The sequence below is a fragment of the Myxococcota bacterium genome (assembly GCA_039030075.1).
Classification (GTDB): Bacteria; Myxococcota_A; UBA9160; order UBA9160; family SMWR01; genus JAHEJV01.
The window spans coordinates 116,665-140,355 of sequence record JBCCEW010000011.1 but is presented as its reverse complement, the minus strand read 5'-3'; the positions used below and the strand labels follow the sequence as shown (position 1 = coordinate 140,355).

Sequence of the window (23,691 nt, the reverse complement as noted above, 5' to 3'; positions counted from 1 at the left end):
GGAAGGAGGACGTACGGTGCCTCGAGTCTTCAGCGACACCGAGCTACGCGAAGCCGGGCTGCGGTCCGTCGACGGCCTGAAGGAAGCGCTCGCCGCGAGCGATGCGTCGCGTGCGTCCGCCATGGCGAAGCGTCTGCGACGCGAGGTCCTGGCCATGCAGGCGAACTACCAGGGCTGGGAAGTCGGCTTGCTGGATCAGCTCGAGGAACGGGGAGGAGCCGCGGCCCGTGAAGTCGTGTCGGCGCGACTCGATGCCCTGCATCCGCGACCGGCTGACGAGCCCGAAGACCTGGTGAACGCGTGGCGTGAGACCGCGCGAGCACTGCGGGACGCCATCGAGGCGGGAGACGCGGCGGAAGCCTCCCGCCTGGGCGAGCAGCTCCACTCCGAAGGGCTGGCCCGCCACGACCGCGGCATGGCGCGTGTACTGCGGCTGCTCAGCGAGCTGGGCACCCGCTTCGGAGACGACGCGGTCGAGGCCGCGCTCGCCGTGGTGATGCGCAGCGACATGCTCGGCGACGCCGGGTTCCGCGAGCGCGCCGAAGCGCTGATGCACTTCACGCGCGTGCATCTGCAGCCCTTCGCGCTCGAAGAGGACGACGAGAAGCTGACCTTCCGCTGTCCGGTCTGTCCGAGCGGGGGACGCCTCTTGAACGAAGGGCACTACGACGGGCCCGACGCGGGCTACACGGTGCGCGGGCCGCGACCGCTGACCTGGGGCCGGGACGCGCTCCCGGTCTACTGTTGTCACGAGCCGGCGATGGAACAGAGCTCGATCGAAATGTCCGGGTCGCCCCTCTTCGTCGTCGAACCTGCGACACACCTCGGGCAGGAGCCCTGCCTGACGTACCTCTACAAGAATCCAGCCGACGTCCCCGAGCGCTACTACACCCGCCTCGGTCTACGGAAACCGAAGCCCGATTCGGGCTGAGTCGCGCGCGACACCTCTCAGGCCGGTGGCGCGCCCGGTGCGTCGGCCATGTGAAACACGGGGTAGGCGGCTGCGACCTCGAGGCCGAGCTCGCGTCGAACGGCGTCGATCGGACGGTCGAGGAAGCGGTTCCAATCGACGGCGAGCAGCAGCGGCGAGCGCTTGCCATGGCGGACACCGCGGAAGGCGGTACGAAACACGTCCGGCCGCCCTCGGAGCGTGCACATCGTGGCATTCAAGAGAAAGATCAAGAAGAAGCCGCGGTTGCGCAGCTGTGCGTAGGTCCAGCCGATGATGCCGGCTTCGCCCGCCATGTCGGTGCCGTAGCCGGTGAGCACGTGCCAGAGATCGTGGCTGTCGCGATACCGGTCGTACACGAACCGATGCTCATCGGTTGCGGGGAAGGTGCTTGCGACCTTCTGGCTCTCGGTCGAGATGAGCAAGGGGTCGAGCTGGTTCTCGCGGCAGTGAGCCCAGTACTGGTAGCCGAGGGTGTCTTTGGGGAGGTTCTTCAGGAGCTCGGGGCGCAGTACGGCGTCGGGCAGCGGAATGCGGTCCGCCAGGACCTTCTTGCCCTCGGGGTGGCTGCGCATGCGTCGCAGGATCTCGCCGTCGTCGCGGCCCCCGAAACCGAAGAAGAAGAGGACCGCCGAGCGGAAGTCGGTGGGGTCTTTCTTGCGGATCGCGGCCGCCTGGCGCAGCAGGTCGAAGTCCAAACGCCAGTACCAGGTGGGCTTCGTCTCAGCCTGCGGCGCAGAGTCGGATTCGGCAGCGGTGGAGGCGGGGGCGGTCACACGCAAAAGGGTACCCGACGCGGTCGCGGTGCCCATGAAGCCCGCCCGCGGTAGTCTGGTGGAGCGCTCGAGGGAGGTCCCATGGATCACCGCGTCGTGGTCGTCGGTGCCGGTCCGGCCGGTGCGCTGCTCGGTTACCTGCTGGCTTCGCGGGGTGTCGACACCCTGCTCCTCGAACGGCAGACCGATTTCGCCCGCGAGTTTCGCGGGGAGATCCTGATGCCGAGCGGCTTGCGCGCCCTCGAGGATGCGGGCGTCTCCTTGGACACGGTGTCCACCAGCACGCCCGAGCGCATCGAGGCCTTCCACAACGATCACCAGTTCGTCGACCTGTCCCTCGAGGACCTGGCGCCACCGCTCCCGATGGCGGTCTCCCAGCCCGAACTCCTCGAGCACCTCGTCGCGCTCGGCGAGCGCACGGGACACCTCGAACTCTGGCGCGGTGCGGCCGTCCGCGGCGTCGAGCGCGAGTCGGGCAAGACGAGGTTGCGCGTGAAGCGCACCGGCGAGGACCGTGAGCACGAGCTCTGCACACCCTTCCTGATCGGCGCCGATGGTCGCGCGTCGGTGGTGCGCAAACGCCTGGCGCCGCGGGTGCGACGCACGAGCCTCCCGATGGACGTGGTCTGGTTCAAGATGCCGTATCCCGATTGGCCCGAGGCCCGCGGGCGCGTGGTGCTCGGCCGGGGCCATCTGATGATCGCGGTGCGCTCCCCCGACGGTCTCTTCCAGGTGGCCTGGGTGATCCTCAAGGGCACCTACGGCGAACTGAAGTCGAAGGACGTCGCGACCTGGGTGGAGGAGATGGCGGATCACGCGGACCCGGAGCTGGCGTCCCATCTGCGGGCGAACGCGGGAGCGTTGAGCCGACCGTTCCTGTTGGATGCGGTGTCCGATCGGGTCGTGGGTTGGGCCCAACCCGGTACGCTGCTCGTGGGCGACGCGGCACACACCATGTCGCCCGTCGGCGGTCAGGGACTCAACGTGGCCCTGCGCGACGCCATCGTCGCGGCGAACGCGCTGGTTCCCGCCTTGCGGGCGGAACGCGGCGTGGATGCCGCCGCAGCAAGCGTCGAAGCCGAGCGCGCGCGCGAGGTCGACCTCTTGCAGCGGCTCCAGGCCCTGCCCCCGCGCCTGCTGCTCGGCCGCAGCCTCTTACACGAGTGGGCGCGGCGCGGAGTCGCGGCGCTGGTCGGGTCGGGACGCGTCGCTGCCCGGGATCGGCCGCCGGCTCGCTTCTTCCTCGATGGGGTGAGCCCGGTGGCGCTGCGGGTCTAGCCCGATGCATCGGCGTGGGCCCTCGGTTCACACCGTCTGTGGCAAGATGAAGGCGAGGAGAGCCCCATGACCGAACTCGTACGACTGCCGGCCACCGCCACTCCCGACGAGATCGTGCCGATCGTGCAACGCGACGGTGCGCTGATCCTGGAGGACGTATTGGCGTCGACCCAGGTGGATCAGGCGCTCCGCGAGCTCACGCCCTACATCGACGCGACGCGTCCCGGCCACGATGACTTCTCCGGTCGGCACACGACGCGAACCGGTGCGTTGGTCGCGCGGTCGGCGGCGTCGCGGGAGATGGTCCTCCACCCCGGCGTTCTGGCGTCTGCGCGTCAGTTCCTCGCCCCGTGGTGCGATCGCATCCAGCTGCATCTCTCGCAGGTCATCCGGATCCTGCCCGGGGAGAAGGCGCAGCGGATCCACCGCGACCGCTGGGCCTGGGGCACCCATCTCAGTGGCCTCGAGCCGCAGTTCAACACGATCTGGGCCCTGACCGACTTCGAGGCGAAGAACGGGGCGACCCAGGTCGTCCCGGGGAGTGTCGGCTGGAAGGACGGTCGCGTCCCCGAGCCGTCCGAGATCCGGCGCGCCGAAATGAGCGCGGGCTCGGTGCTCGTCTACTCGGGTTCGGTGTACCACGGTGGCGGCGCGAACGAGTCGGACGGGCCGCGCATCGGCGCGAACATGACCTATACGCTCGGCTGGCTACGTCAGGAAGAGAACCAGTATCTGTCGTGTCCGCCCGAGATCGCGCGGGAATTCCCGAAGGAGCTGCAAGAGCTGATCGGGTACGCCATGGGCAGCTACGCGTTGGGGTACTACACCCCGCCGCTTCCGCCGGGCGAGGGGCCCGAATCCGTCGGGCCCGAGTTCGCCCTGGGGCAGGGTGGCGACGCCTATCGCCTCGGCAGCGACGAGCTCTACGAGAAGCTCAACGACCAGATTCGCGCCGCCCGCGATCGCTGAGCCCGCTACGGGCGGTCGGAGTGGAGGTCGTAGGGACGCTCGCTCTCGAGCGTCGTTGCAAACCGTCCGTCGCGCACGGCCCAGGCGCAGTTGTCGTAGATCTCGCCCGTCGTTTCGTTGTGCTGATCTCCGCGGCAGTACTGGATGACCCAGGCGCGGCGTTGACGATCCCGCGTCTGGTTGCCGACGGTCTGGTGCACCAGCAGCGATGAGAACACGAGCACGTCGCCGGCACGGGCATCGAGGGGCACGGCGTCGCTCACGGCGATCGATTCTTCCGGGATCACCGCGTGCACACCCTGCCACTCGTGTTCGCGGTGGCCCGCCTTCGTCGAGCCCGGAATCACCAGCAGCCCGCCGTTCTCGAGGCTCGAATCGTCGAGCGCGAGCCAGCAGGTCAGGTACTCCTGGGTGCGGCCGCGCTGGTAACCGTTGTCCTGATGCCAAGCGATCTTGCTGCCGGCTCCGGGCGCTTTGTTGATGCCCTGGTCCCACCAGAAGCGCACGTCGGGGCCGAGCAGCTGGGTCGCGATCTCGAGGAGCGCGGGCTCGAGGATGCAGGCGGCGAGCTCGGGGCTCCGGAAGTTCAGCATGGCGCGGTAGGGGAAACGTCCTTCCGCGTCGTTCCCGAGGGTCTGAGCGTCGAAGTTGACGAGGCGGTCGTACTCGCGACCGATCGCGTCGAGCTGGAGGGCGTCGAAGAGCGGGCCGGCGTTCACGAAGCCCTGTTCCTGGAACTGGGCAAGCTGGTTCGCGTCGAGGGGCATGGGACGGCTCCTGCTGAGGCGTCAACGAGTAGCACGGGGTGCGCCCGGGCTTCAGCCAGCGGGCCTGGGCCCCGCGACCCGGGCGTCCCAGACGAAGAAGACCACGCTCCCGGCGAGCGTGACGACCCCGGCGAACGCGAACATCGGTCCGAAGCCCAGCAGGTCGACCAGCGCGCCGAAGAGGGGGCCCCCCAGCAGCATCCCCAGGTCCGAGAGACCCGTGTAGATGGCCATCGCGGCGCCGCGGTTCGCGGCCGGCGTCCGGGTGACGACCATTCCGAAGAGGATCGGGAAGGCGTAGCCGTGTCCGACGCCGCAGAGCAGCCCGGCGACCGCGAGCGCAGCGGCGCTGGTCGCTCCGAGCATCACTGCGAAGCCAACGGCGAGACACGCGAGCGACGGGGCCAGGACCCGCTTCGGTCCGACGCGATCGGGCAGCCGCCCCGCCGCGATGCGCACGAAGAGCGCCGCCACGGTGTAGGCGCTGAAGAAGAGCCCCACGCTGCCGACCCCCGTCTCGTCGACGAAGCGCTTGATGAAGATCCAGAACGCCGCGAGTACCAGGAAGAAGACGGACGTGATCCACCAGAGCGGCAGGAGGTCGCGCTGGCCGAGCGCGGCCCGCATGCCGACGCGCTCGCCCTCGGCCGGACGCAACCGCTCGAGGCGCGGCAGGGCGAGGGACACCACGAGGGCGAACAGGGAGATGCCGACGGCGGCTTCGAAGAGCAGGGGGAACCCGCCCCGCGCGAGCAGCGCGTCGCCGAGGACGCCGCCCAACGAAATGGGAAGCATTCCCGACACCCCGAAGAGCGCGAGGCCCTGGGTGCGGGACTGCTCGGGAACCACGTCGGCGGCGTAGGTGAAGAGCGCCGTGAACAGGATCGCTTCGGCGAGGCCATGCAGGATCCGCACGAGGATCAGCGTGACATCGATCGCCTCGACGATGAGGTAGAGGGAGAGGCTGCCCACCATGAGCAGCCCGCCCGCCCAGGTAATGCCGCGTCGACCGTGACGATCCATCAGCGGGCCCAGGGGACCGCGCAGGACGATGGCGGCGAACGCCGTGAGCCCGGTGAGGAAGCCGATCTGCGTATCGCCGGCGCCGAGGTCGTGCAGGTAGCCCGGCAGGTGCAGGAAGAGATTGAAGGCGAGGCCCTGCAGCAGATTCGCCGCGAAGCAGACGAGGAACGCGCGGGAGAGCAGCGGGCGGGACGTGTCGGACACGGCGGAGCGCGAGGATAGACGAGGCAGAGCCGCTTCGCGTCGAGGCCGGTACGATGGACCCCGGCTGAGTTCGGATGAGCTGGACGAAGGGCTTCGGCGGAGAGCGCGAGCGATGCGAATCGGGGTGATGGTCGGCGGCAGTGCCCAGCGGCTTGACGTAGAGGCGTTGATCCAGCGCGCTCGTGAACTCGAAGCGCGGGGCTTCGCGACGATCTGGATCCCCCACGTCTTCGGAATGGACGCCGTCACGGCCGCCGCGGTGGTGGGCCGCGAGACGGAGCGCATCGAGATCGGAACCGCGGTGGTCCCCACCTATCCGCGCCATCCGACGGTGATGGCCCAGCAGGCACTCACCGCGGCCTCTGCTTCGGGCCGACGGTTTTCTCTCGGGATCGGCCTGTCCCACCCGGCGGTGATCGAGGGCATGCTCGGTCTCTCCTACGCGCGTCGGGTGTCTCACATGCGCGAGTACCTGGCCGTCTTGGGGCCGCTGCTGCGCGGTGAAACGGTGGCCTTCGATGGGAGCGAGTTCCGGGTTCACGAGACCCTCGACGTGCCCGACGCCGCGCCCGTCCCGCTGCTGCTGGCCGCGCTCGGTCCCCGCATGCTCGATCTCGCGGCACGCGAAGCCGACGGGACGATCCTATGGATGGCCGGCCCGCGCACGATCGAGAAGCACGTGATGCCCCGTCTGCGTGAGGCGGCGACGCGGGCCGGGCGCACGCCGTCGCGGGTCGTGGCGGGCATGCACATCGCGCTCACCGACGATCCGGACGCCGGGCACGCGCGGGTTGCGGAGCTGCTCGCCCTCTACCGACAGATGCCGAGCTACGGCGCACTACTCGAGATCGAAGGCGAGGCCGATCCGCAGCAGATGGCCCTCATCGGTGACGAAGCCAACCTGGAGAAGGGGCTCCGACACCTCGCGAATCTCGGGGTGGACGACTTCGAGGCCTCGGTGCTCCCGCTGGACCCAGCGACCGAGGAGCGCACCCTCGCCTTCCTTGCCGAGGTCCGGGTCCGAGCCTGAGTGGGGCGGCGCCCGCCGGCAGGGTGGGTGCGCGTGCGTCATCCTTGTCGCATGCGCACCGCACTCGCTTCGCTCCTTCTGACCGGCCTGCTCGCCGCGCCGAGCCACGCCCAGCTCGTCGTCGGGGGGCCCGGGGTCGACCCCGCCGATTTCGAGGTGACCGTGTTCGCGACGGGGCTCAACTTTCCCGTAGGGATGGCGGAGCTCTCCGACGGGTCGGTGCTCGCGACGGTCGTGACGGGAACGAGCTACTTCGGCAGCACCACCGGTGACCTCGTGCGCCTGGTCGACACCGACGACGACGGCGTGGCCGATGTGCAGACGACGGCCTTCTCCGCCCTACCCGACGGCACGCTCACCTCGGTCCGCATCGCTGGCGACCTTGCGTTCGTCGCGGCGGCCGGGGGCGCGATCTTCGTGCTTCGGCTCGGGGCGACGCCGAGCGACACGCTGACCTTGGAGGGCACGCTCACCTTCAGCTACCCGATCTCGTGGATCCACCCCCACTCGGCGCTGGCCGCGCGCGAGCTCCCGAGCGGCGACCTCGAGCTCGTCTTCCAGATCGGATCGGCGACGAACTTCGCGGCCACGACGGCCCAGGCCACGCTCACGAGCGACGTCGGACTCTCGGGCAGCCTCGATGGGGATGCGCTCTACCGCGCGACCTTCAGCGACGACGGTTCGACGGTGACGGGTCTCTCGGTCATCCAGCTCGCCAGCGGATTGCGCAACGCGGCGGGCATCGCCTTCCATGCGACGACCGGGGATCTGTACTTTCAGGACAACGGCATCGACGGCTTGATCAACGGCGCCGAGCCGCTGAGCGCCGACGAACTCAACGTGATCGCCGCCGCGGATCTGGGTGGCGCGATCGAAGACTTCGGGTTCCCCACGAGCTACGTGGAGTACCGCACCGGCACCGTGGTCGGTGGCACGGGCGTTGCTCCGCTGGTGGCCTATCAGCCGATCCCGGATCCGATGACGGGCGCCGAAGCCGAGGGTCCGAACGACATCAGCTTCGCACCGCCGGGTTTCCCAGCGGTGCTGCGCGACGGGCTGTTCCTCGGGTTCCACGGTCAGTTCCCCACCGCGGGGGTGATCAACGAAGAGAACCCGGTGGTCTTCACCGACCCGGTGGCGGGCAGCTACTTCCACTTCGTCACGAACGATCTCCCCGGGATCGGGCATCTCGACGGCCTGCTGGCCACGAGCGACGCGCTCTACCTCGCCGACATCTCGCCGCTCGGCGCGTTCGGCGCGGCCAACGCGAACACCGGGGTGATCTACCGCGTGCGAGCGCTTCCGCCGGCAGTGGACACCGTGGGTCCGACCGCGCGCACGTGGCTGTGGATCGGTTTGCTCGTGCTCGGCAGCGTGGTGACGGTGCGCCGCGCGCGCGCGGGGTTCGCCTACCTCGGCTAGAGGCGCAGCTCGGCGATATCGCCCGGCGCGAGCTTGCGGTCGGCGATGCCCTCGAAGCCGTCGGAGCCCGTGTAGGTCTCCTCTCCCACGAGCTTCCCCTCGACCGGGTCGACGGGCCAGACCACGCCCATGCGCGTCTCGTAGAGGTAGTAGGCCTCGTCGTCATCGACTTCGATGCCCATCGCGCGCAGCGTCGCCCCCGGGTAGGCCATACGCATCACACCCTCGGTGAGCACCGCGTGCTTGTCGACGATCACCCGTTCGCAGTCGAGCTCGAGGCGGTGGGCGCCGGTCTGGACGATCGTGAGATCGTAGAACTGGCGGACGGCGTCCTTGCTGCCGTCCGGGTTCATCACCGGATTCCCCGGGAGGTCGTGGGTGACGTAGCGCGGCTTCTCGACCAGGGTGTCGACGACGCCCTCGATGTCCGCCTTCGCTTCGCACTTCATGTGGGCGAGCACCAGCTCGAGGTTGCGGCGGAGGGTGGGGTCGGTCTCTTCCGCGAGCCGCTCCTCGACGACGCGCCAGGTGTTGTTCGGGTCGATCCGCATGGGCAGGGCTCCTCGGGAGAAGGGAGGGGAAGCGTCTGCCGCATGCTACCCGACGGTGGTGTCACGCAGGCCGAGTTTGCGAGCGAGGGCGAAGACGAGGTCGTCGAGGGACGTGTCCGCATCGACGCCGCCGAAGAGGAAGCGATCGGGTCGGACGAGGAGGGCCGGGTGCTGGTCGAGGGCGTAGTCCCACTCGCCTTCGGTCAGCTCGAAGTCCTCGAGCGCGAGGATCGTCCCGCCGAGCCGCTCCCAGACCGCCGCGGCTTCTGCCCCGAGCGCGATGTCGTCCGCGCGCTGGCCGACGATCGCGAAGCCATCGCCCAGGAAGGCATCGAGGCGTTCCGCGCGGCCGCCCTTCTCGCGGACCGAGGGCTGGCGGAGTTGAACGCCCACAGCGCTGGTGTCGTCGTTTGCCGCCATCAGAACGCCGCCGCGCAAGGGCGGTGCCGTGCGTCCTTGTCCGTAGCCCGAGCTCTGGTCGACCTGGTAGGGATCGGGCAGGCCGGCCTCGCGCGCCGCCAACGTCTCCATCAGCTTGCCGATGGCCACGGCCCAATCGACGAGATCGCGGGCATGCGCGTCGCGTTCCTCGGCATAGGAGTCGAGGAGCGAGGCTTCGCACAGGCCCGCGTGGACCAGCGGGATCTTCCAGCCGAGGTTCACGGCGTCGCGGAAGCCCGCATTGAGACCCTGCCCGAGGAAGGGGGGTGTCTGGTGTGCGGCATCTCCCGCGAGAAAGACGCGGCCCGCGCGCCAGGCCGCGGCGTTGGCGGCGTGGAACTGATACACCGCCGCGCGCCGCAGGTCGTAGTACTCGGCCGACGTCCAGGGATCGAGGAGCTCGCGGATCTTCTCCGGCCGCAGCATCTCTTCGCGGGTTTCACCGGGCAGGACCTGGAACTCCCAGCGTCGATTCGGATCCTTCACGCACACGTAGGTGGCGAGCCGCGCCGGGTCGCAGACCTGCATGGTCACGCCGGGCAGGCCCGCGCCGGGCTTCTGGATCACGTCGATCACGAGCCAGTCCTGGTCGTAACCGAGACTCTCCCACTCGATGCCGAGGGTCTCGCGGACGAAGCTCGACGCTCCGTCACAGCCGATGGCCCAGGCGCCCTCGTGCGTCTGGGGGTCGTCGCCGTCGACGGCGGTGCTCGTCAGTTGCACGCGATCGGCGTCCTGACCGAGCTCCGTGACTTTGCGGCCGAGCCGCACCTCGATCCGCGGTTCCGCCGCGACCACCTGGCGCAGCGCCGCTTCGAGCTCAGGCTGGTCGAAGAACACCATGTCGCGCCAGCCATTGGCGCCGTGGAGCGGCATCTCCATGCCGAACAGCGGCTCGTGCTTGGAGTTGGTGAACCAGACCGCGTCGCCTTCGCGGGGCGGCTGATAGAGCTTCGCCATCTCGTCGCCGATGCCGAGGCGCTGGAACATGCGCGCGGTTTCACCGTCGAGGCCGACGGCACGCGGCAGGTCGAGCGGTTCGGTTCCGCGCTCGAGAATCAGCACGCGAAGCCCCGCGTGCGCGAGCTGGAGCGCCATGACGGCCCCCACGGGCCCGTACCCGACGATCACGACATCGTGCATTGCACTCCCTCGGCCGGTCCCCATCGTACCAGCGTTCAGCGCTCAGGGGCCGAAGCGGCCCCAGAGCGTTCCGAGCGCGACGTCCGGGCCGTGACGCTCCGTTGGATGGCTGGCGTTGAGCAGGTCGCCGTCGGCAAAGTGCTCGACGACATGGCCCCACGGGTCCTTCCAGTAGTCGAAGATCTGACTCCCGAGAATGTGACGACCGATGCCCGCGTGGTGGTCGCGCTCGTGTTGCACGAGGTGTTCGTGGCCCATCATCAGGGTGTCGAGGTCTTCGACCTCGAAGGCCGCGTGGTCGAGGCCCGGTTCGGGAGCGCCGATGCAGACCAGCGTGTGGTGATCGGTGAACGTGTCGCCGCGATCGCAGCGGAGGAACGCGGCGATGATCGCGTCTTCACCGAGGGCCACTTCGTCCGACGGGATGAAGCCGAAGCGCGAGGCGTACCAGTCGGCGCTGGTGCGGAAGTCCGAGCCCCGAATGCCGACGTGGCCGAGGCGCTTCACCGAAGACGGCCCCGACGGCGGTCGGTGCAGGGTGCCGAAGCGCTCGCGGTGGCTGCCCCGGTTGATGCCCGACCCGGTCGGGACGGGGAGCGCGGGCAGGAGTTCACGGCCGTGGACCACCTCGACGCCATGCCCGTCCGGATCACGGAAACGCACCACGTGACCACCGCCGGGCGCGTCGAGCTTCTCCACACCCGAGGCGCCGTCCAGCTTCGACGCAGCCTCGAGGTCGGCCGCCGAGGCCGCCTCGAAGGCCACACCGCGGTAGCCGGGCTCGCCTTCTTCCGTGACGTGGATGTAGGGGGACGGGTCAGTGCCGCGGTGGTAGAGGGAGCCGCCCTGGCGGGCGGCCAACACCAGGCCGAACTCCGCCGCGAAGCGCTCCATCGCGTCGAGGTCGGGGGCGCCGAAGCGCACGTAGGCGATGTCCTGGACTCGGATCATGGGTGCTCCCTGCAAGTGTCACGAGCGACGGTCCGAGAATTATACAATTGGATAATTCTCCGGGCAAGCCATGAGTCGGTCAGGGCGAGCCGTTGCCGATCCGGGCGAGCGCCCCGGGGCCGGCAGATCCGCGGCTAGGTCCTTCGCCCGATCCGCGGGCCGCAATAGACTCGATCGTCAGCCGGTGTGCCCGGGCCGATGGGCCCTCTATGGATCCCCGTTTCCCGTCGATCCGGTGTACGCAGAGGGAGGGTTCTGGCCGACCTCGCGGTCGTCCTCGGGCTGGCCAGCTGCTCCTGCTCGCGACGCTGGGATTCGTGCTTGCCGCCCCGCCGAGCGGCGCGGAATCCCTCGAAACGCCGGTCCGGATCTACCTCGATGCCTCCCAGACCGGGGGCTCGAAGGAGGCGGGACGCGCCATCGAGCGCGGCATCCGCACCGCGCTCGCCCTCGAAGACGGGAAGCTGGGCGGCCGACCCGTCGAGCTGGTGGTGCGGGATCACCGCGCGAACACGGCGCGAAGCTTGCGTCATCTCGAAGAGTTCCACGCCGATCCCCAGGGTCTCATCGTCTTCGGCGGGATGCACTCGCCGCCGCTGCTCGCGCTGCGGGATCGGATCCACGAACGCGCGATCCCAGTGCTGGTCCCTTGGGCCGCGGCGGGCCCGATCACCCGGGGCGCGCCCCCCGGTTGGATCTTCCGCCTCTCGGTCGACGACACGAAAGCGGGCCACGCGATCGCGCGTTCGGCCATCCGGCTCGAGGGCTTTCGCCGTCCCTTCCTGATCCTCGAGAACACGGGCTGGGGCGATTCCAACCTGCGAACGATGAGCCTCGCCGTGAAGCAGGCGGGCGGCGAGGTCGCGGGCGTGCACCGCTTCGGCTGGGGGACGGGCGTCCTGACGGCCTCCGAACTGATCGAGGATGCGACCGACTCCGGCGCCGACGTCATCTTCCTCGTCGCGAACGCAGAAGAAGGGACGAGCTTCGCGCGTGCGATCTTGCAGTCGCCCCCGGAAGAACGACTTCCGATCCGAAGTCACTGGGGAATCACCGGCGGAACGTTCGTGGCAGATCTGGGGCCGGACCGGATCGCGGAGCTCGACCTCAAGGTCATCCAGACCTGCTTCTCGTTCCTGTCGGAGAGCTCCCCGCGTGTCCGCGAGGTGCTGGGCGTTGCGCGACGGCTGTACCCCGAGCTCGAGCCCGACCCGCGTCGGATGCCCGCGGCGACTGGCTTCATTCACGCCTTCGATCTCATGCAGATCCTGGTCGCGGCCACACGCGATCTCCCCTGGACGGGCGAGATCGAGAGAGACCGACGCCTGCTCCGTGACGCGCTGGAGCAGGTCGCGGGTCCGGTTCCCGGCCTGATCAAGGCCTACCAGAACCCCTTCCGCCCGCGGGTCGACGGGGACCCGGATGCGCACGAAGCCCTGGGTCTCGACGACCTGCGCATGGGTTCCTTCGCGAGGGACGGATCGATCGAGCTGCTGTCGAACGTGCCGGCGCAGCCGCATCCATGAAACCCTCGCTCGTCAGCCTGATCGTGGTGGCGACCATCGCGATCTTCGCGGGCAGCTTCGGCTCGGCCCTGTTCTTCGCGCACACGGAGCTGCGGGAGTTCGCGGCGTCCGAGCGTCAGCACCAGGCCCAGGAGGGCCTCGCGCAACTCGAGGAATCGGTTCGACACTGGGAGTCGCGGATCGTCTCGCGGGTGAAGGATCTCGGTACCGTTCCCGAGCTGATCCAGGGCGTCATGCAGCCCGGCTTCCGCATCCGTGAGATGCGGCGCTACCTGGACCACACGAACTGGGACGGCCGCCCCGTTCAATTCACGGTGCTCGACTTCGAGGGCGGCGAACTCTACCAGCGGCTGGGGGAGCCGGCCGTTGTCTTCCCTCACTCCGGAGTCGTCGCGGAGATCCTCGACGGCCTTCGGGCCAGCTTCGTTCTTGCGCACCGAACCGGAGCGGCCGCGTGGCTCTCGGTCGGTGCCCCGATCGGTCGGACGGGATTTCCGGAAGGCGTGATCATCGCGACGGTGCCGATTGGAGCCCTGACGGATCAGCTGCCCTCGATTCGCTCGGGTGGCCTGGAGCTCCGGCTCGGGGACGCGGTGTTGTTCCGAAGCGGCGCGGCGCAGGTCGACAGCGCGGTCTCGTTCTCGGACAGTCCCCTCTCCCTCCACTACGGGCCCGACCTCTCGCGGCTCGATGCAGCCCTGTCGGGCTTCGAGACGACCATCCTCGTCACCTTCCTGGCGATGTTCTTGGGGAGTCTCGGTCTGCTGCACGCGAGCCTGCGGAGCTTCCTCGCGACTCCGATCCGGCAGCTGGTGGCGGCGATCTCCCGAATCGATCCGGCAAAGCCCACGCCCCTGCGCCTGCGCCGGCAGCCATTCCGGGAGACGGACGCTTTGGTCCGCACTTTCTCTGCACTCCTCGCACGACTCGCCGAGTCGCAGCGTTGGCTGGACGGCGCCAACCGCAACCTGGAGCGAAGGGTCGAGCGTCGGACGGCCGAACTCGCGGCGCGGAACCAGGAGCTCGAGCGCTTCGCGTATGTCGCATCGCACGATCTGCAGGAGCCGCTGCGAAAGATCTCCGCGTTCTCCGAGATCCTCTGTGAGGAGCACGCCGCCGAGCTGAGTGACGAAGGGGTGCGGATCCTCGGCATCGTCCGGGATGGGGCGGTGCGCATGGGAGAGCTCATTCGGGACTTGCTCGACTTCTCCCAGATCGGACGCACGAAGTCCGAGCCGACGATGGTGAACCTCTCCGAGACCGTGTCGGTCGTGCTCGAAGACCTGGCGCAGCGGGCGAACGAATCCGGCGCCCGCATCGAGGTGGTCGAGCCGCTGCCCAGCGTGCCCGGACACCGCCGCTATCTGCAGCAGCTCTTCCAGAACCTGCTTTCGAACGCGATCAAGTTCAGCGGGGAGCAGCCCCCCGACATCCGGATCGAGGCGCGCTCGACGGCGGAAGAAGTCACGATTCGGGTCCGCGATCGCGGGATCGGGATCGAGCAGAAGTACTTCGACCGCGTGTTCGGCATGTTCGAGCGGCTCCACTCGAAGTCCAGCTACTCCGGGACCGGCATCGGCCTCGCCATCTGCAAGCGCGTCGTCGAGGTGCACCACGGTCGGATCTGGGTGGAGACGACGCTGGGAGGAGGGGCGACCTTCGCCTTCGTGATCCCCGCGGTGCGCGAATCCCTCGACGAGGGGGAGGCGTGAGTGCGCGCCCGGCGACGGTGCTGCTCGTCGACGACGACGCTGCCGATCGCGAGCTGACGCGGCGCGCGCTCGTCGGCGGCGGTCTTCGCGCGCACCTCGAGGAGGTCGAGGGTGGCGAAGAAGCGCTCGACTATCTGCGACGCCGGGGCGACTACGCCAACGCGAGCGAAGTAGCCGGGCCGGACCTGATCCTCCTCGACCTGAACATGCCGCGGATGAACGGGATCGAGCTCCTCGAAGCGATGCAGGCACTCGGGTTCACCGGCGTCCCGATCGTCGTGCTCACCACCTCCCAGGCGGACGTGGACGTTGAAGCCTGCTACGCCCTGGGTTGTGCGTCGTTCCTCTCGAAGCCGGTTCGCTGGGGGGAGTTCGCGCAGGTCGTGGCGCAGCTCGGTCGGTCGTTCTGAGGCCGGTGCCGAGTCGCACCCGGTTCGACCTTACCGCGCAGCTCCCGGCGCGAGGTCGACGCGTAGCCAGAGACGCACGGCTTCGGGGGCCGCACCGCGTCCCTGACCCCCGAACGGCCCGCCGCCCGCGCTCGGAGGCAGCGCCTGGGGCGGGTTGACGTCGAGACCCAGGCCGAGCAGCGGGCCCGGGTCGAAGCGGAAGCGGTTGCTACGCCGTCCGCCGGGGACGAGCGCCGTGCCGCGCGCGACCCGAAACTCGTAGGCGAGGACGTCACTGTGCTTCGCCGCGCGCAAGGCGACCGGCCCGTCGGGGGCGATCTCGGCGAGCTGGTGGCCGTACTCCGAGCCGTCGAAGACGATCTCGAGGCTGGGCGTGACGGCTTCCTCGAGCGGCACCTCGTGCGGCGCGATGCGCAAGCCCAGCGCGGGTTCGTCGCCCCCTTCCGGGTCGAACCACAGCGTGAATCCGCCGCGCTGCAGCATGGCCGAGAGGATCAAGTCGCGCGTGACCAGTGCCAAGACGACCTGGTCGTCATCGTGGGCGACACCGATCCCGGCGCTGCGCTTTCCCTGGATGCGGGTGAAGCGACCCTGCCAGTCGTCGTAGGCGCCGTCGATCTCGATCGGTGGGTCGGGCGTCGTGCTCTGGACCGTCACCGGGCTCGCGCAGGCGAGCCCGACGCCGCCGAGCGCCGCGAGGAGCCAGCCGCGTCGCCGCCGCAGGCGCGGGACGCGGCGCGCACACCCGGCTCGCGCACGCGTCACGCCTTGGCCGCGGACTGCTCTCGCGCTTCGCGCAGCGCGGTCTGGAAGAGGTAGCAGTTCGAGTCGCGCGGGATGTCGCCGAGCGGCAAGGGCTCATCGATCTGCGCAGGTGTCGGGCCGTGCTTCTCGGCCAGCGGCTTCAGCTTGTCGAGGTCGAAGTCGTAGAGCGCCGCCGCGTTCTCGGCGAAGAGCATGCGCCGGTGCTCCTCGGAGATGTCGGCGAAGGTGAGCCGCAGGGATTCGAGGTTGTAGGGGAAGGTCCCTTCGTAGTGCGGATAGTCGTTGCCCCAGAGCACCCGCTCGGCGCCGACCTCCTGCATGCCCTGGAGCTCGAACTTGCTGGGGAAGCTCGCGCCGTACCAGCAGTGCTGGCGCGCGTACTCGCTCGGCTTCTGCTTCAGGCCCCATTCGCCGTCGCCGTAGTGCATTTCGCCCATCATGCCCGCCTGCATGCCGCCGTGAACGCGATCGAGCTGGGCGAGCATCGCCGGCGCCCAGGAGCAGCCGCTCTCGGTGAGGATGTAGCGAAGCTTGGGGAAGCGCTCGTAGACGCCGCTCATGATGAGGTGCGCGAAGCCGCGCCGACAGAAGAACTGGACCTCCGAGATCCAGATCGCCTCGGCCACCATGCCCTTGCCGTAGTCGGGGGAGCCCTGCCCCGAGTGCTGGTTCATGACGAGGTCGCAGTCCTGGATCGCAGCGAACACCTTGTCCCAGTCACGGTGGTAGAGCGGCTTCAGCCAGTGACAGTCCTCGGGGATCAGCGGCAGCAGGACGCCGCCGCGCAGACCCGACTTGGCGATGAACTCGATGTCCTTCACCGCTTCGTCGAGATCGTTGGGCAGGATCAGGCCGATGCCCGCCCGGCGATCCGGATCTTCGTTGCAGAAGTCGACGAGCCAGCGGTTGTGGGCGCGAATCCCAGCCAGGCACTGCTCGTACTCGGCGGGCTTCGGCGGCTGGGTGGTCACGATGCTCTTCTTGTAGAAGGGCGGCACCGTGTTCGGGAAGACCACTTCCCCCACGACACCCTGGCTGTTCTGGTCGCCGTTGCGGATGTCGAGGTCCCAGTTGCGCATCTTCTTCACGCCGTAGTGCTGCTGGGCCGGGTTCTTGTAGCCACCGCGCCATTCGTCGAAGGCTTCGCGGTACTTCGGGTCGAGGTATTCGCGGTACTGGGCGTGGCTTCCGCCGGCGTGGGTATCCGCGGTGATCAGCGTGTAGGGGGTCTGGTTCATGGCTGCGCCACTCTAACAAAGCCCCCGACGACGTGATTTCAGCGTCCCAGTCCCACCGCCGTCAGGTGCACCGCGACCTCGCGGGTGCCGTCGAGGCCGAGCAAGGCGTCGAGGGCGTCGTCGTAGAAGGCGGCGAGGTTGCGAGCGGCGAGGCCCAGCGCTTCGGCCGCCAGGTAGACGCGCTGGGCGGTCGCGCCGGCCTCGAGCAGGAGGTGGCGATAGCTGCGCTCGCCTTCCCGCGCGACGGCCTCGCCCAGCCGGGCGACCCCCACCACGGCGAGCCCCGCCTGCCCCGATCGCTCCTGGCCGAGGGTGGCTTCGACGAGGGGTTCGGAGAGCGCTTCGCGGCGGTGGGGTTCGAGCGCCTGGGTACCCGGTGCGTAGCGGTACAGGCCCGGCGGCGTGTGTTCGACCCGGTGTGCGACCACGTAGAGGTCCAGCCCGATGCAGCGCTGGAGGCTCGGGTTGTCCTGGGCGATCGAGAGCAGTCGCACGAGCTTCTCGCGCGGCACCGGTGCCGCGTCGAACGCACTCGCCGAGCGCCGTGCCCGGATCGCGGCGCGCAGGGTCAGGGGCGCGCGCGGACCCCGGCGCGCGTTCGCCGGTCTTGTTGCGGAAGCGCCCGAGGCAGGGGCGGCCCCGCCGCTCGCACCGCCGCGGGGCACCAGCTTCGTCGCCGTGTGGTAGCGCTCGGGGGCCGTTGCGCCCGACGCGCCCCCTTCGGGACGTTCGGTGCTCCACTGATGCTCGACGAGCGGCCGCGGCGCGGGCCGAGCGCTTCCGCCCGCGCCCGGGGCACCGACGAAGTGGAGGTCGCAGACCGCCTCCTTGCGTCCGTCGATTCCGAGCAGCGCGTTCAGGTGATCGTCCTCGAAACGCAGCGGGCCGGTCTCGTGGAGGCCCAGTTCTGCGGCGGCGAGCCGCAGGTTCTCGCCGATGTGACCCGCATCGATCAACGCGTAGCGATAGCCGCGGTTCGCATACCGGACCTGGTAGCGCGCGAAGACGTTCGTGATCGCGACGGCCAGCGCCGCTTCCGATCGATCGCCCGGGACCTCGACCGCTCCGGCCACCTCGCCGAGGAACTTCCCGGAACGCAGGCGCACCAGTTCGCCCGAGAGCGGTGCATAGGAGTAGACGCCCGCCTCGAGTCCGCGCACCCGCTCTGCGACGAGGTACAGCTCACCCGCGTAGAGCGCACCCGCCGACGGGGCGGCCCGCAGCGGCGCGGGCCCGGGTTGGGTGACGCCGTTCGCCAGGAAGAGCAGCTGGGAAACCGCGCCGAGGGAGACGGTCGTGGGTGCAAAGCCCGCGTCCGGGGTGAAGGCGGCGACCAGGGCTTCGAGGCCACGACCGCCGGTGGCCTCGGGAACGGGCAGGGCGACGCGCGGCTTTCCCGGGTAGGGCTTCCAGGCCTGCAGCGGGCCGCGCCAGCGGCGGATGCGCGCGCCGATCGCGCCGAGCTCGGTGTTGCGCGTGGCCCGGTGGATCGCGAGGGCAGTCTCGGTCTCTTCGGCGTGGGCCGGGCGGACACCCAGGGCCGCGAGCACGCCTGCCGAGAAGCGGAAGAAGCCGCGACGATCCGTGTTCGCCACGCGAAGAGGGTAGGCGAGATCGACGGGACCCCCACCCTTGCCTCACCCTGCCGCGCTTTCACGCAGGGAGCGCCTCGGTAGTTCGCGGGATCGAGTCGCGCACGCGGCGCGACGAACCACGGGGGATGACGAGCGGGACAGCACGGGGTGCCTCGGAGTGCGCGAGGCGGGGAAACCAGGGCTTCACGCTCGTCGAGATCGTGACCGTCGTACTGATACTCGGCGTCGCCGCTTGGGTGGCGCTCCCGGCTGCTGCGCCCACCGCCCCCTTCGCGCTGGAGCGCGCCACCGAGTCCTTTGCCCGCGCGATCCGCTTCGCGCGAGACGAGTCGCTGCGCACCGACGCGCCCTTCGGTGTCGAGGTCGACACCGTCCAGCGCCGCCTGCGCGTCTTCCGTGGCGACGCCGCCACGAACCCGCCCACTCCCATCTTCGACGTCGTCGATCCGCTCTCGGGGCGGCTCTACGACGTGGCTCTGGAAGCCGACGCGTCGATGCGCGACATCGGCATCGTCGCGACCCCCACCTGGACCGCGAGTTGCACCGCACCCCTGCGGCTCGGCTTCGAGGGTCGCGGGGCGCCTCGGTGCGGTGATCCCTGGTCGGTGCTGCTCCAGACCGCGACGATCGATCTGACCCTGGCGGGCCACACCCGGCGGATCGCGATCGATGGCGTGACCGGACGGGTGTCGCTGCCGTGAATCGAGGAAGGAAGACGGGGGCCTCACGGATCGCCGAGCGGAGGCGTCGCGAGTCGGGTCTCGGCTATGTCGAAGTCCTGATCGCGACCGTGCTCGTGGCGATCGCGTTGGTTCCGATGCTCGAGGGGCTCTCCGTCGGGATGCGCGGGTCGGCGGTTCGACACGACAGCCTCGAGGGCCGGCTTCGCGCGGCCTCCCGCATGGAAGAGGTGCTCGCCCAGCCGTTCGCCGACCTCGACGCCGAGGCGCTCGCGGTGGGCGATCCATCGACGGCGAGCAGCTACTCGGACGCACCGGGCACGCCCCAGCGCCGGCTGGTCTTCCTGTCCCGATACGACGGCGACGATGCGGATGGCGACGGTGATCCGTTTACCGACGTCGACGAGGATCTCGTCTGGGTCTCGGTGGCGATCGAGAACAGCGTGCACGTTCTCACCACGCTGACGCGACGATGACGGGCAGCGGCCAGCGGCGCGGTGCCCATGGTTTCACGCTCGTGGAGCTCCTCGCCGCGGTGGCGATCGCCGCCGTGCTCGTCGGCGGCCTGATCGGCGTCGTCCAGACCACGCTGGCGGCGTCCGAGGACACGCGCGTCCGCAACGACCTGGCGGCCCAGGCCGAGTTCGCGATGGACCGCATCGCCCGCGCGATCCGGGGGTCGCAGGTGCTGCTCGTGCCCCTCGACGAGGATCCCTCCACCGGGAACAGCGAGTCGATCATCGAGCCCGGTCTGCTCGCCGTCAGCCTCGATCCGAGTCTGGACCTCGATCAGGACGGGATCGCCGACGCGGACAACGACGGCGATGGCCTCGTGGACGAGGACCTGCCCGGCGACAGTACCAATGACGCACGCCCTGGCGTCCGCGGGATCGACGACGACAACAGTGGGATCACCGACGTCTCGTTCGCGGGGAGCCGGGACGACGACGAGACCGGGTTCGTTCGCGACGAGGATCCGATCAACGGCCTCGACGACGACGGAGACGGCAGCATCGACGAGGACCCGCCTGCCGACATGAACGGAGACGGCGCGCCCGGCGTCGCGGGGGTCGACGACGACGGGGATGGCAGCGTCGACGAAGGCGACGTGGCCGACGACGACGAGGACGGCACGAGCGACGAAGACTGGTACGACGTCGTCGCGTACTTCGTGAGCGGTCAGGATCTGATCGAGCGGCACCCGGATCTCGACCCCACCGATGGCACGGACTACACCGAGCGCACGATCGCGAGCCCGGTGGTTCGATTCCGCGTGGAGCGGCTGCCCCGCGACGGCCTGCGGGCCACGGTCGTCGACGTGCTGCTGGAGCTCGGCAGCGACCCGACGACGGTGACCGTGCAGCGAAGGGTGCGCGTCGCCGGGGCGGATGGATGAGCGCGCGCGCGCGTGGAGCCCACTCCCGGCGGCGTGTCGGCTATCTGCTGTGGCCGGTCGCGCTGCTAATCACGGTGCTCGGCGCGGTGTCGTTCCTGGTGGCCACGGAGGGGGCGGTCGGTGCGGATGCGAGTGCCCGCGCCTCCGAAACCGAGGCCGCCGGGCTGGTGGCCGAGGCCGGCCTGGCCCATGCGCGCTGGCTCGCGAACCGGAGCGCGTGCGCGAACTACGCGCTGGGCCCCACGGCCTTCGGTTCCCATAGCTACGAGGTGACCTTCGACCCCGCCTCCGGTTCCCCCGTGCGCCTGGTGGCGACGGGCCAGCTGGCCTCGGCGGCGCGCTCCGTGGTGGAGCGGAGCGGGCAACCCATCTTCGACCTGGACGCCGCCGTGGCCGTGACGCTGGCGCCCAGCGACGGCAAGGACACCTTCATCGAGGGCCAGAACGGTCACCTCGACCACAACAAGGAGACCGACAAGGCGCTACGCATCAACGCCCAGCCCGACCGGAAGGATCGAATCCTCATCGAGTTCGATTTCACGGGCTTGCCCGACCCGATCCACGTGGTCTCGGCGGTGTTGCGCCTCGAGGCGTCGAAGCATTCCTCGACGGACACCGTCACCGTCCACCGTCTGCGCGAGAGCTGGACGGAAGCCGGCGCGACCTGGCAGACCCGCGACGGATCGACACCGTGGGCCAACGAAGGGGGCACCTTCGACGCCACACCCTCGGCCTCCTTCGTGTTCGACGGAACCGGACCGAAGGCGGTCGACGTGACCCCGCTGGTGCGCGAGTGGCTCGAAGAAGGGCAACCGAACTACGGGATGCTCCTGCAGTCCCCGGACGACACCGGCACCGGCGACAACGAGTTCGACAGCAGCGACGAGAACAATGGGGTGATCCCGGAGCTGCTCGTCGGCTTCGCCTGCGAGTGTGGATCGGTATGCAGCGGCACACCCATCGGAAACCCCCTGCTGCTCTCGACCGACGGGTCCGCCGAGCTGTCGGGCGTCGCTTTCCGTGACCGGGATGTCGTGGAGTCGGACCCCGTGAACGGCACATCGCTCTTCTTCGAGGGTGACGACGTGGATCTCGATGAGTCCGTGAATGCGTTTCACGTACTCGAAGACGGGCGTCTCGTGCTCTCTGCGGAGGACGACAGCGAGGTCGAGGGCATCGACATCGAGCCCCACGACCTCGTCGCCTACGACCCCGGTTCGGGAGTGGCCACCCTCTTCTTCGAAGGCGACGACCACTTCACGGGCAACGAAGACATCGACGCGGTCCACGTCCTCTCGAACGGTTGGCTGATCCTCTCGACCGGCGGCGACGCGACCCTGGGCGGGCTCTCCTTCGAAGACAACGATCTGGTGCAGTACGACCCGGTGAGTCGAATCGCCACGCTCCTGTTGGAGGGCGATGCGATCGGCCTCGACGAGGACGTCCGCGGCTTGCATGCCCTGGAAGACGGCAGTTACCTGCTCGCGGTCGACGACGACGAGACGCTCGGCGGGCTCTCCTTCGGGCGCTCGGACGCGGTCAAATACGATCCCGTCCTGGACGTCGCGACGCTCTACTTCGCCGGCGACAGCGCCTTCGAAGACAGCGGGGAGCGCATCTCGGCTGTGCACGTGCGGGGCGATCCCGGGCCGCCGGTCCCGGCCGGGTCGACGCCGATCGCCCACTGGATGTTGGACGACGGCAGCGGGGGGCGCGCGGTCGACTCCGCCGGAGGGCATGACGGCAAGCTCGACGGAGGCCCGAGCTGGTCCGCCACAGGCGCGGTCGATGGCTCCCTCGGCTTCGACGGCCTGGACGATCGCGTGGTCGTGCCTCACGACGACGCCTTCAACCTGAGCGCGGTGACCATCGCCGCGTGGGTCTGGATCGATTCCGCAACCGCAACGCATCGCATCCTCAGCAAGGAGCCGAACGGCAGCAACGGGAGCTACTGGCTGGCCGTCCAGAGCGGCGCCCTCTGGTTCGGTGCCGGCGGGTCCTTCCACTCACCGGTCGGTACGGTCGCGGTCGGCGAATGGGTGCATGTTGCAGCGAGCTTCGACGAAGGGACCGGCGACGTCCGGATGTATCTCGACGGCGTCCGGGTCCTTCAGGAAGTGGGGTTCGGCTCGCTCACGCCGAACACTGTAGATCTCCAGCTAGGAGCGAACTGGGAGTCCTCGAAGTACCTCGGTGGCGCCCTCGACGACGTGCGGCTCTACGGCGTCGCCCTGCCCGACGACGAGGTCGCCGCGCTCGCTGCGGGCGGTGCACCCGGCGGAGGAGGCGGCGGGTCCGGCGATTGCGGTGAGTTCCTGGACGAGTTCAACGCGGTGTCCTTCTCCGGCGACGACGGGACGCTTTTATGGGCGACGGACTGGCTGGAGATCAACGAGAGCAACGGCGCTTCGAGCGGCGACATCCGCGTCCGGAACGACGACAGCTTCTACCACCTCCGCGTGCGCGACAACGATGGCGGTGGCGAGGGCGTCCAGCGCGAGGCAGATCTGTCGGCCGGGACGTCGGCCACGTTGGGCTTCTCGACCCGCCGCGACGGCCTCGACGGCACCAGCGACTACGTGACCCTGGACGCTTCCGACGATGGCGGTGCGAGCTGGACCGAGTTGATGCGCTTTCAGGGGCCGGGCACCGATTCTTCGTATACCGGCCACAAGGTCGATCTCACCCCGTACTTGTCGAGTGAAACCCGGATCCGCTTTCTGAGCTCGCCCACACTCGGAGGTCAGGACGAACTCATGATCGATGACGTGCGCATCGTTCTGGAGGGTTGCGGGGGCCGATGAGTCAGCGATTCGACTGACACGGATATGAGTCAGCTGATCAAGTGAAGAGGCGCGGTCACCG

21 protein-coding genes are annotated in these 23,691 nt (G+C 69.3%); 12 read left to right on the top strand and 9 right to left on the bottom strand.

Annotation, left to right across the window (positions count from 1 at the left end; translation table 11 throughout):
- Positions 1-16: 16 nt before the first annotated feature.
- The gene (locus AAF430_13850) at positions 17-931 is read left to right on the top strand and encodes a hypothetical protein (GenBank protein MEM7411316.1); all 915 of its coding nucleotides are present in this window, start codon (positions 17-19) and stop codon (positions 929-931) included.
- 17 nt (positions 932-948) lie between these two features.
- Here AAF430_13850 and AAF430_13845 read toward each other — a convergent pair whose 3' ends face one another.
- Positions 949-1,725, bottom strand: a complete 777-nt coding sequence (locus AAF430_13845; protein MEM7411315.1) for a Coq4 family protein — start codon at positions 1,723-1,725, stop codon at positions 949-951.
- 81 nt (positions 1,726-1,806) lie between these two features.
- Here AAF430_13845 and AAF430_13840 point away from each other — a divergent pair, with 81 nt between their 5' ends.
- Together AAF430_13840 and AAF430_13835 are read left to right on the top strand one after the other, a co-directional pair.
- Positions 1,807-3,003, top strand: coding sequence for an FAD-dependent monooxygenase (locus AAF430_13840; protein MEM7411314.1), 1,197 nt, complete (start codon positions 1,807-1,809; stop codon positions 3,001-3,003).
- 66 nt (positions 3,004-3,069) lie between these two features.
- Positions 3,070-3,972, top strand: coding sequence for a phytanoyl-CoA dioxygenase family protein (locus AAF430_13835; GenBank protein ID MEM7411313.1), 903 nt, complete (start codon positions 3,070-3,072; stop codon positions 3,970-3,972).
- A gap of 5 nt (positions 3,973-3,977) precedes the next feature.
- Here AAF430_13835 and AAF430_13830 read toward each other — a convergent pair whose 3' ends face one another.
- A complete protein-coding gene (locus AAF430_13830; GenBank protein ID MEM7411312.1) occupies positions 3,978-4,739 on the bottom strand; it encodes a phytanoyl-CoA dioxygenase family protein in 762 nt (253 codons plus the stop codon).
- A 51-nt stretch (positions 4,740-4,790) separates the two neighbouring features.
- Entirely contained in the window at positions 4,791-5,966 is a 1,176-nt protein-coding gene (locus AAF430_13825; GenBank protein ID MEM7411311.1) for an MFS transporter, read from the bottom strand.
- 112 nt (positions 5,967-6,078) lie between these two features.
- On the opposite strand from AAF430_13825, the gene AAF430_13820 reads away from it, so the two are divergent.
- Together AAF430_13820 and AAF430_13815 are read left to right on the top strand one after the other, a co-directional pair.
- On the top strand, positions 6,079-6,996 hold the full coding sequence (locus AAF430_13820; protein MEM7411310.1) for a TIGR03564 family F420-dependent LLM class oxidoreductase: 918 nt from the start codon (positions 6,079-6,081) through the stop codon (positions 6,994-6,996).
- Between the two features lie 51 nt (positions 6,997-7,047).
- A complete protein-coding gene (locus AAF430_13815; GenBank protein MEM7411309.1) occupies positions 7,048-8,418 on the top strand; it encodes a hypothetical protein in 1,371 nt (456 codons plus the stop codon).
- Here AAF430_13815 and AAF430_13810 read toward each other — a convergent pair.
- Genes AAF430_13810 through AAF430_13800 form a run of 3 tightly spaced genes read right to left on the bottom strand, consistent with a single transcriptional unit; the run spans position 8,415 to position 11,504 of the window.
- Complete coding sequence (locus tag AAF430_13810; protein ID MEM7411308.1) at positions 8,415-8,969, bottom strand: nuclear transport factor 2 family protein; 555 nt, start codon at positions 8,967-8,969, stop codon at positions 8,415-8,417. The genes AAF430_13815 and AAF430_13810 overlap by 4 nt on opposite strands.
- Positions 8,970-9,014: 45 nt before the next feature.
- Entirely contained in the window at positions 9,015-10,553 is a 1,539-nt protein-coding gene (locus tag AAF430_13805) for a bifunctional 3-(3-hydroxy-phenyl)propionate/3-hydroxycinnamic acid hydroxylase (protein ID MEM7411307.1), read from the bottom strand.
- Positions 10,554-10,595: 42 nt separating this feature from the next.
- Complete coding sequence (locus AAF430_13800; GenBank protein ID MEM7411306.1) at positions 10,596-11,504, bottom strand: VOC family protein; 909 nt, start codon at positions 11,502-11,504, stop codon at positions 10,596-10,598.
- A 317-nt stretch (positions 11,505-11,821) separates the two neighbouring features.
- On the opposite strand from AAF430_13800, the gene AAF430_13795 reads away from it, so the two are divergent.
- Genes AAF430_13795 through AAF430_13785 form a run of 3 tightly spaced genes read left to right on the top strand, consistent with a single transcriptional unit; the run spans position 11,822 to position 15,152 of the window.
- Positions 11,822-13,030 carry an ABC transporter substrate-binding protein gene (locus AAF430_13795; protein ID MEM7411305.1) on the top strand — a complete coding sequence of 403 codons (1,209 nt, stop codon included), beginning with the start codon at positions 11,822-11,824 and terminating at the stop codon, positions 13,028-13,030.
- On the top strand, positions 13,027-14,742 hold the full coding sequence (locus AAF430_13790) for an ATP-binding protein (GenBank protein MEM7411304.1): 1,716 nt from the start codon (positions 13,027-13,029) through the stop codon (positions 14,740-14,742). The genes AAF430_13795 and AAF430_13790 overlap by 4 nt, the downstream gene beginning before the upstream one ends.
- A complete protein-coding gene (locus tag AAF430_13785) occupies positions 14,739-15,152 on the top strand; it encodes a response regulator (protein MEM7411303.1) in 414 nt (137 codons plus the stop codon). The genes AAF430_13790 and AAF430_13785 overlap by 4 nt, the downstream gene beginning before the upstream one ends.
- 30 nt (positions 15,153-15,182) lie before the next feature.
- Here AAF430_13785 and AAF430_13780 read toward each other — a convergent pair whose 3' ends face one another.
- The 3 genes from AAF430_13780 to AAF430_13770 are packed head-to-tail and all read right to left on the bottom strand — an operon-like array spanning position 15,183 to position 18,750.
- Positions 15,183-15,917 carry a hypothetical protein gene (locus AAF430_13780; protein MEM7411302.1) on the bottom strand — a complete coding sequence of 245 codons (735 nt, stop codon included), beginning with the start codon at positions 15,915-15,917 and terminating at the stop codon, positions 15,183-15,185.
- Entirely contained in the window at positions 15,914-17,155 is a 1,242-nt protein-coding gene (locus AAF430_13775) for an amidohydrolase family protein (GenBank protein ID MEM7411301.1), read from the bottom strand. Before AAF430_13775 ends, AAF430_13780 begins: the two co-directional genes overlap by 4 nt.
- A 38-nt stretch (positions 17,156-17,193) precedes the next feature.
- A complete protein-coding gene (locus AAF430_13770) occupies positions 17,194-18,750 on the bottom strand; it encodes a SagB/ThcOx family dehydrogenase (GenBank protein MEM7411300.1) in 1,557 nt (518 codons plus the stop codon).
- Positions 18,751-18,875: 125 nt separating this feature from the next.
- Between AAF430_13770 and AAF430_13765 the strand changes: the two genes are divergently transcribed.
- From AAF430_13765 to AAF430_13750, 4 genes are read left to right on the top strand one after another with little or no spacing between them, the layout of a single operon-like run.
- Positions 18,876-19,451 (top strand): prepilin-type N-terminal cleavage/methylation domain-containing protein, encoded by a 576-nt coding sequence (locus tag AAF430_13765; protein ID MEM7411299.1) that lies wholly within the window; start codon positions 18,876-18,878, stop codon positions 19,449-19,451.
- Positions 19,448-19,906, top strand: a complete 459-nt coding sequence (locus tag AAF430_13760; protein ID MEM7411298.1) for a hypothetical protein — start codon at positions 19,448-19,450, stop codon at positions 19,904-19,906. Before AAF430_13765 ends, AAF430_13760 begins: the two co-directional genes overlap by 4 nt.
- Entirely contained in the window at positions 19,903-20,826 is a 924-nt protein-coding gene (locus AAF430_13755; GenBank protein MEM7411297.1) for a prepilin-type N-terminal cleavage/methylation domain-containing protein, read from the top strand. The genes AAF430_13760 and AAF430_13755 overlap by 4 nt, the downstream gene beginning before the upstream one ends.
- Positions 20,823-23,630, top strand: a complete 2,808-nt coding sequence (locus tag AAF430_13750) for a LamG-like jellyroll fold domain-containing protein (GenBank protein ID MEM7411296.1) — start codon at positions 20,823-20,825, stop codon at positions 23,628-23,630. The genes AAF430_13755 and AAF430_13750 overlap by 4 nt, the downstream gene beginning before the upstream one ends.
- Positions 23,631-23,691: the final 61 nt, after the last annotated feature.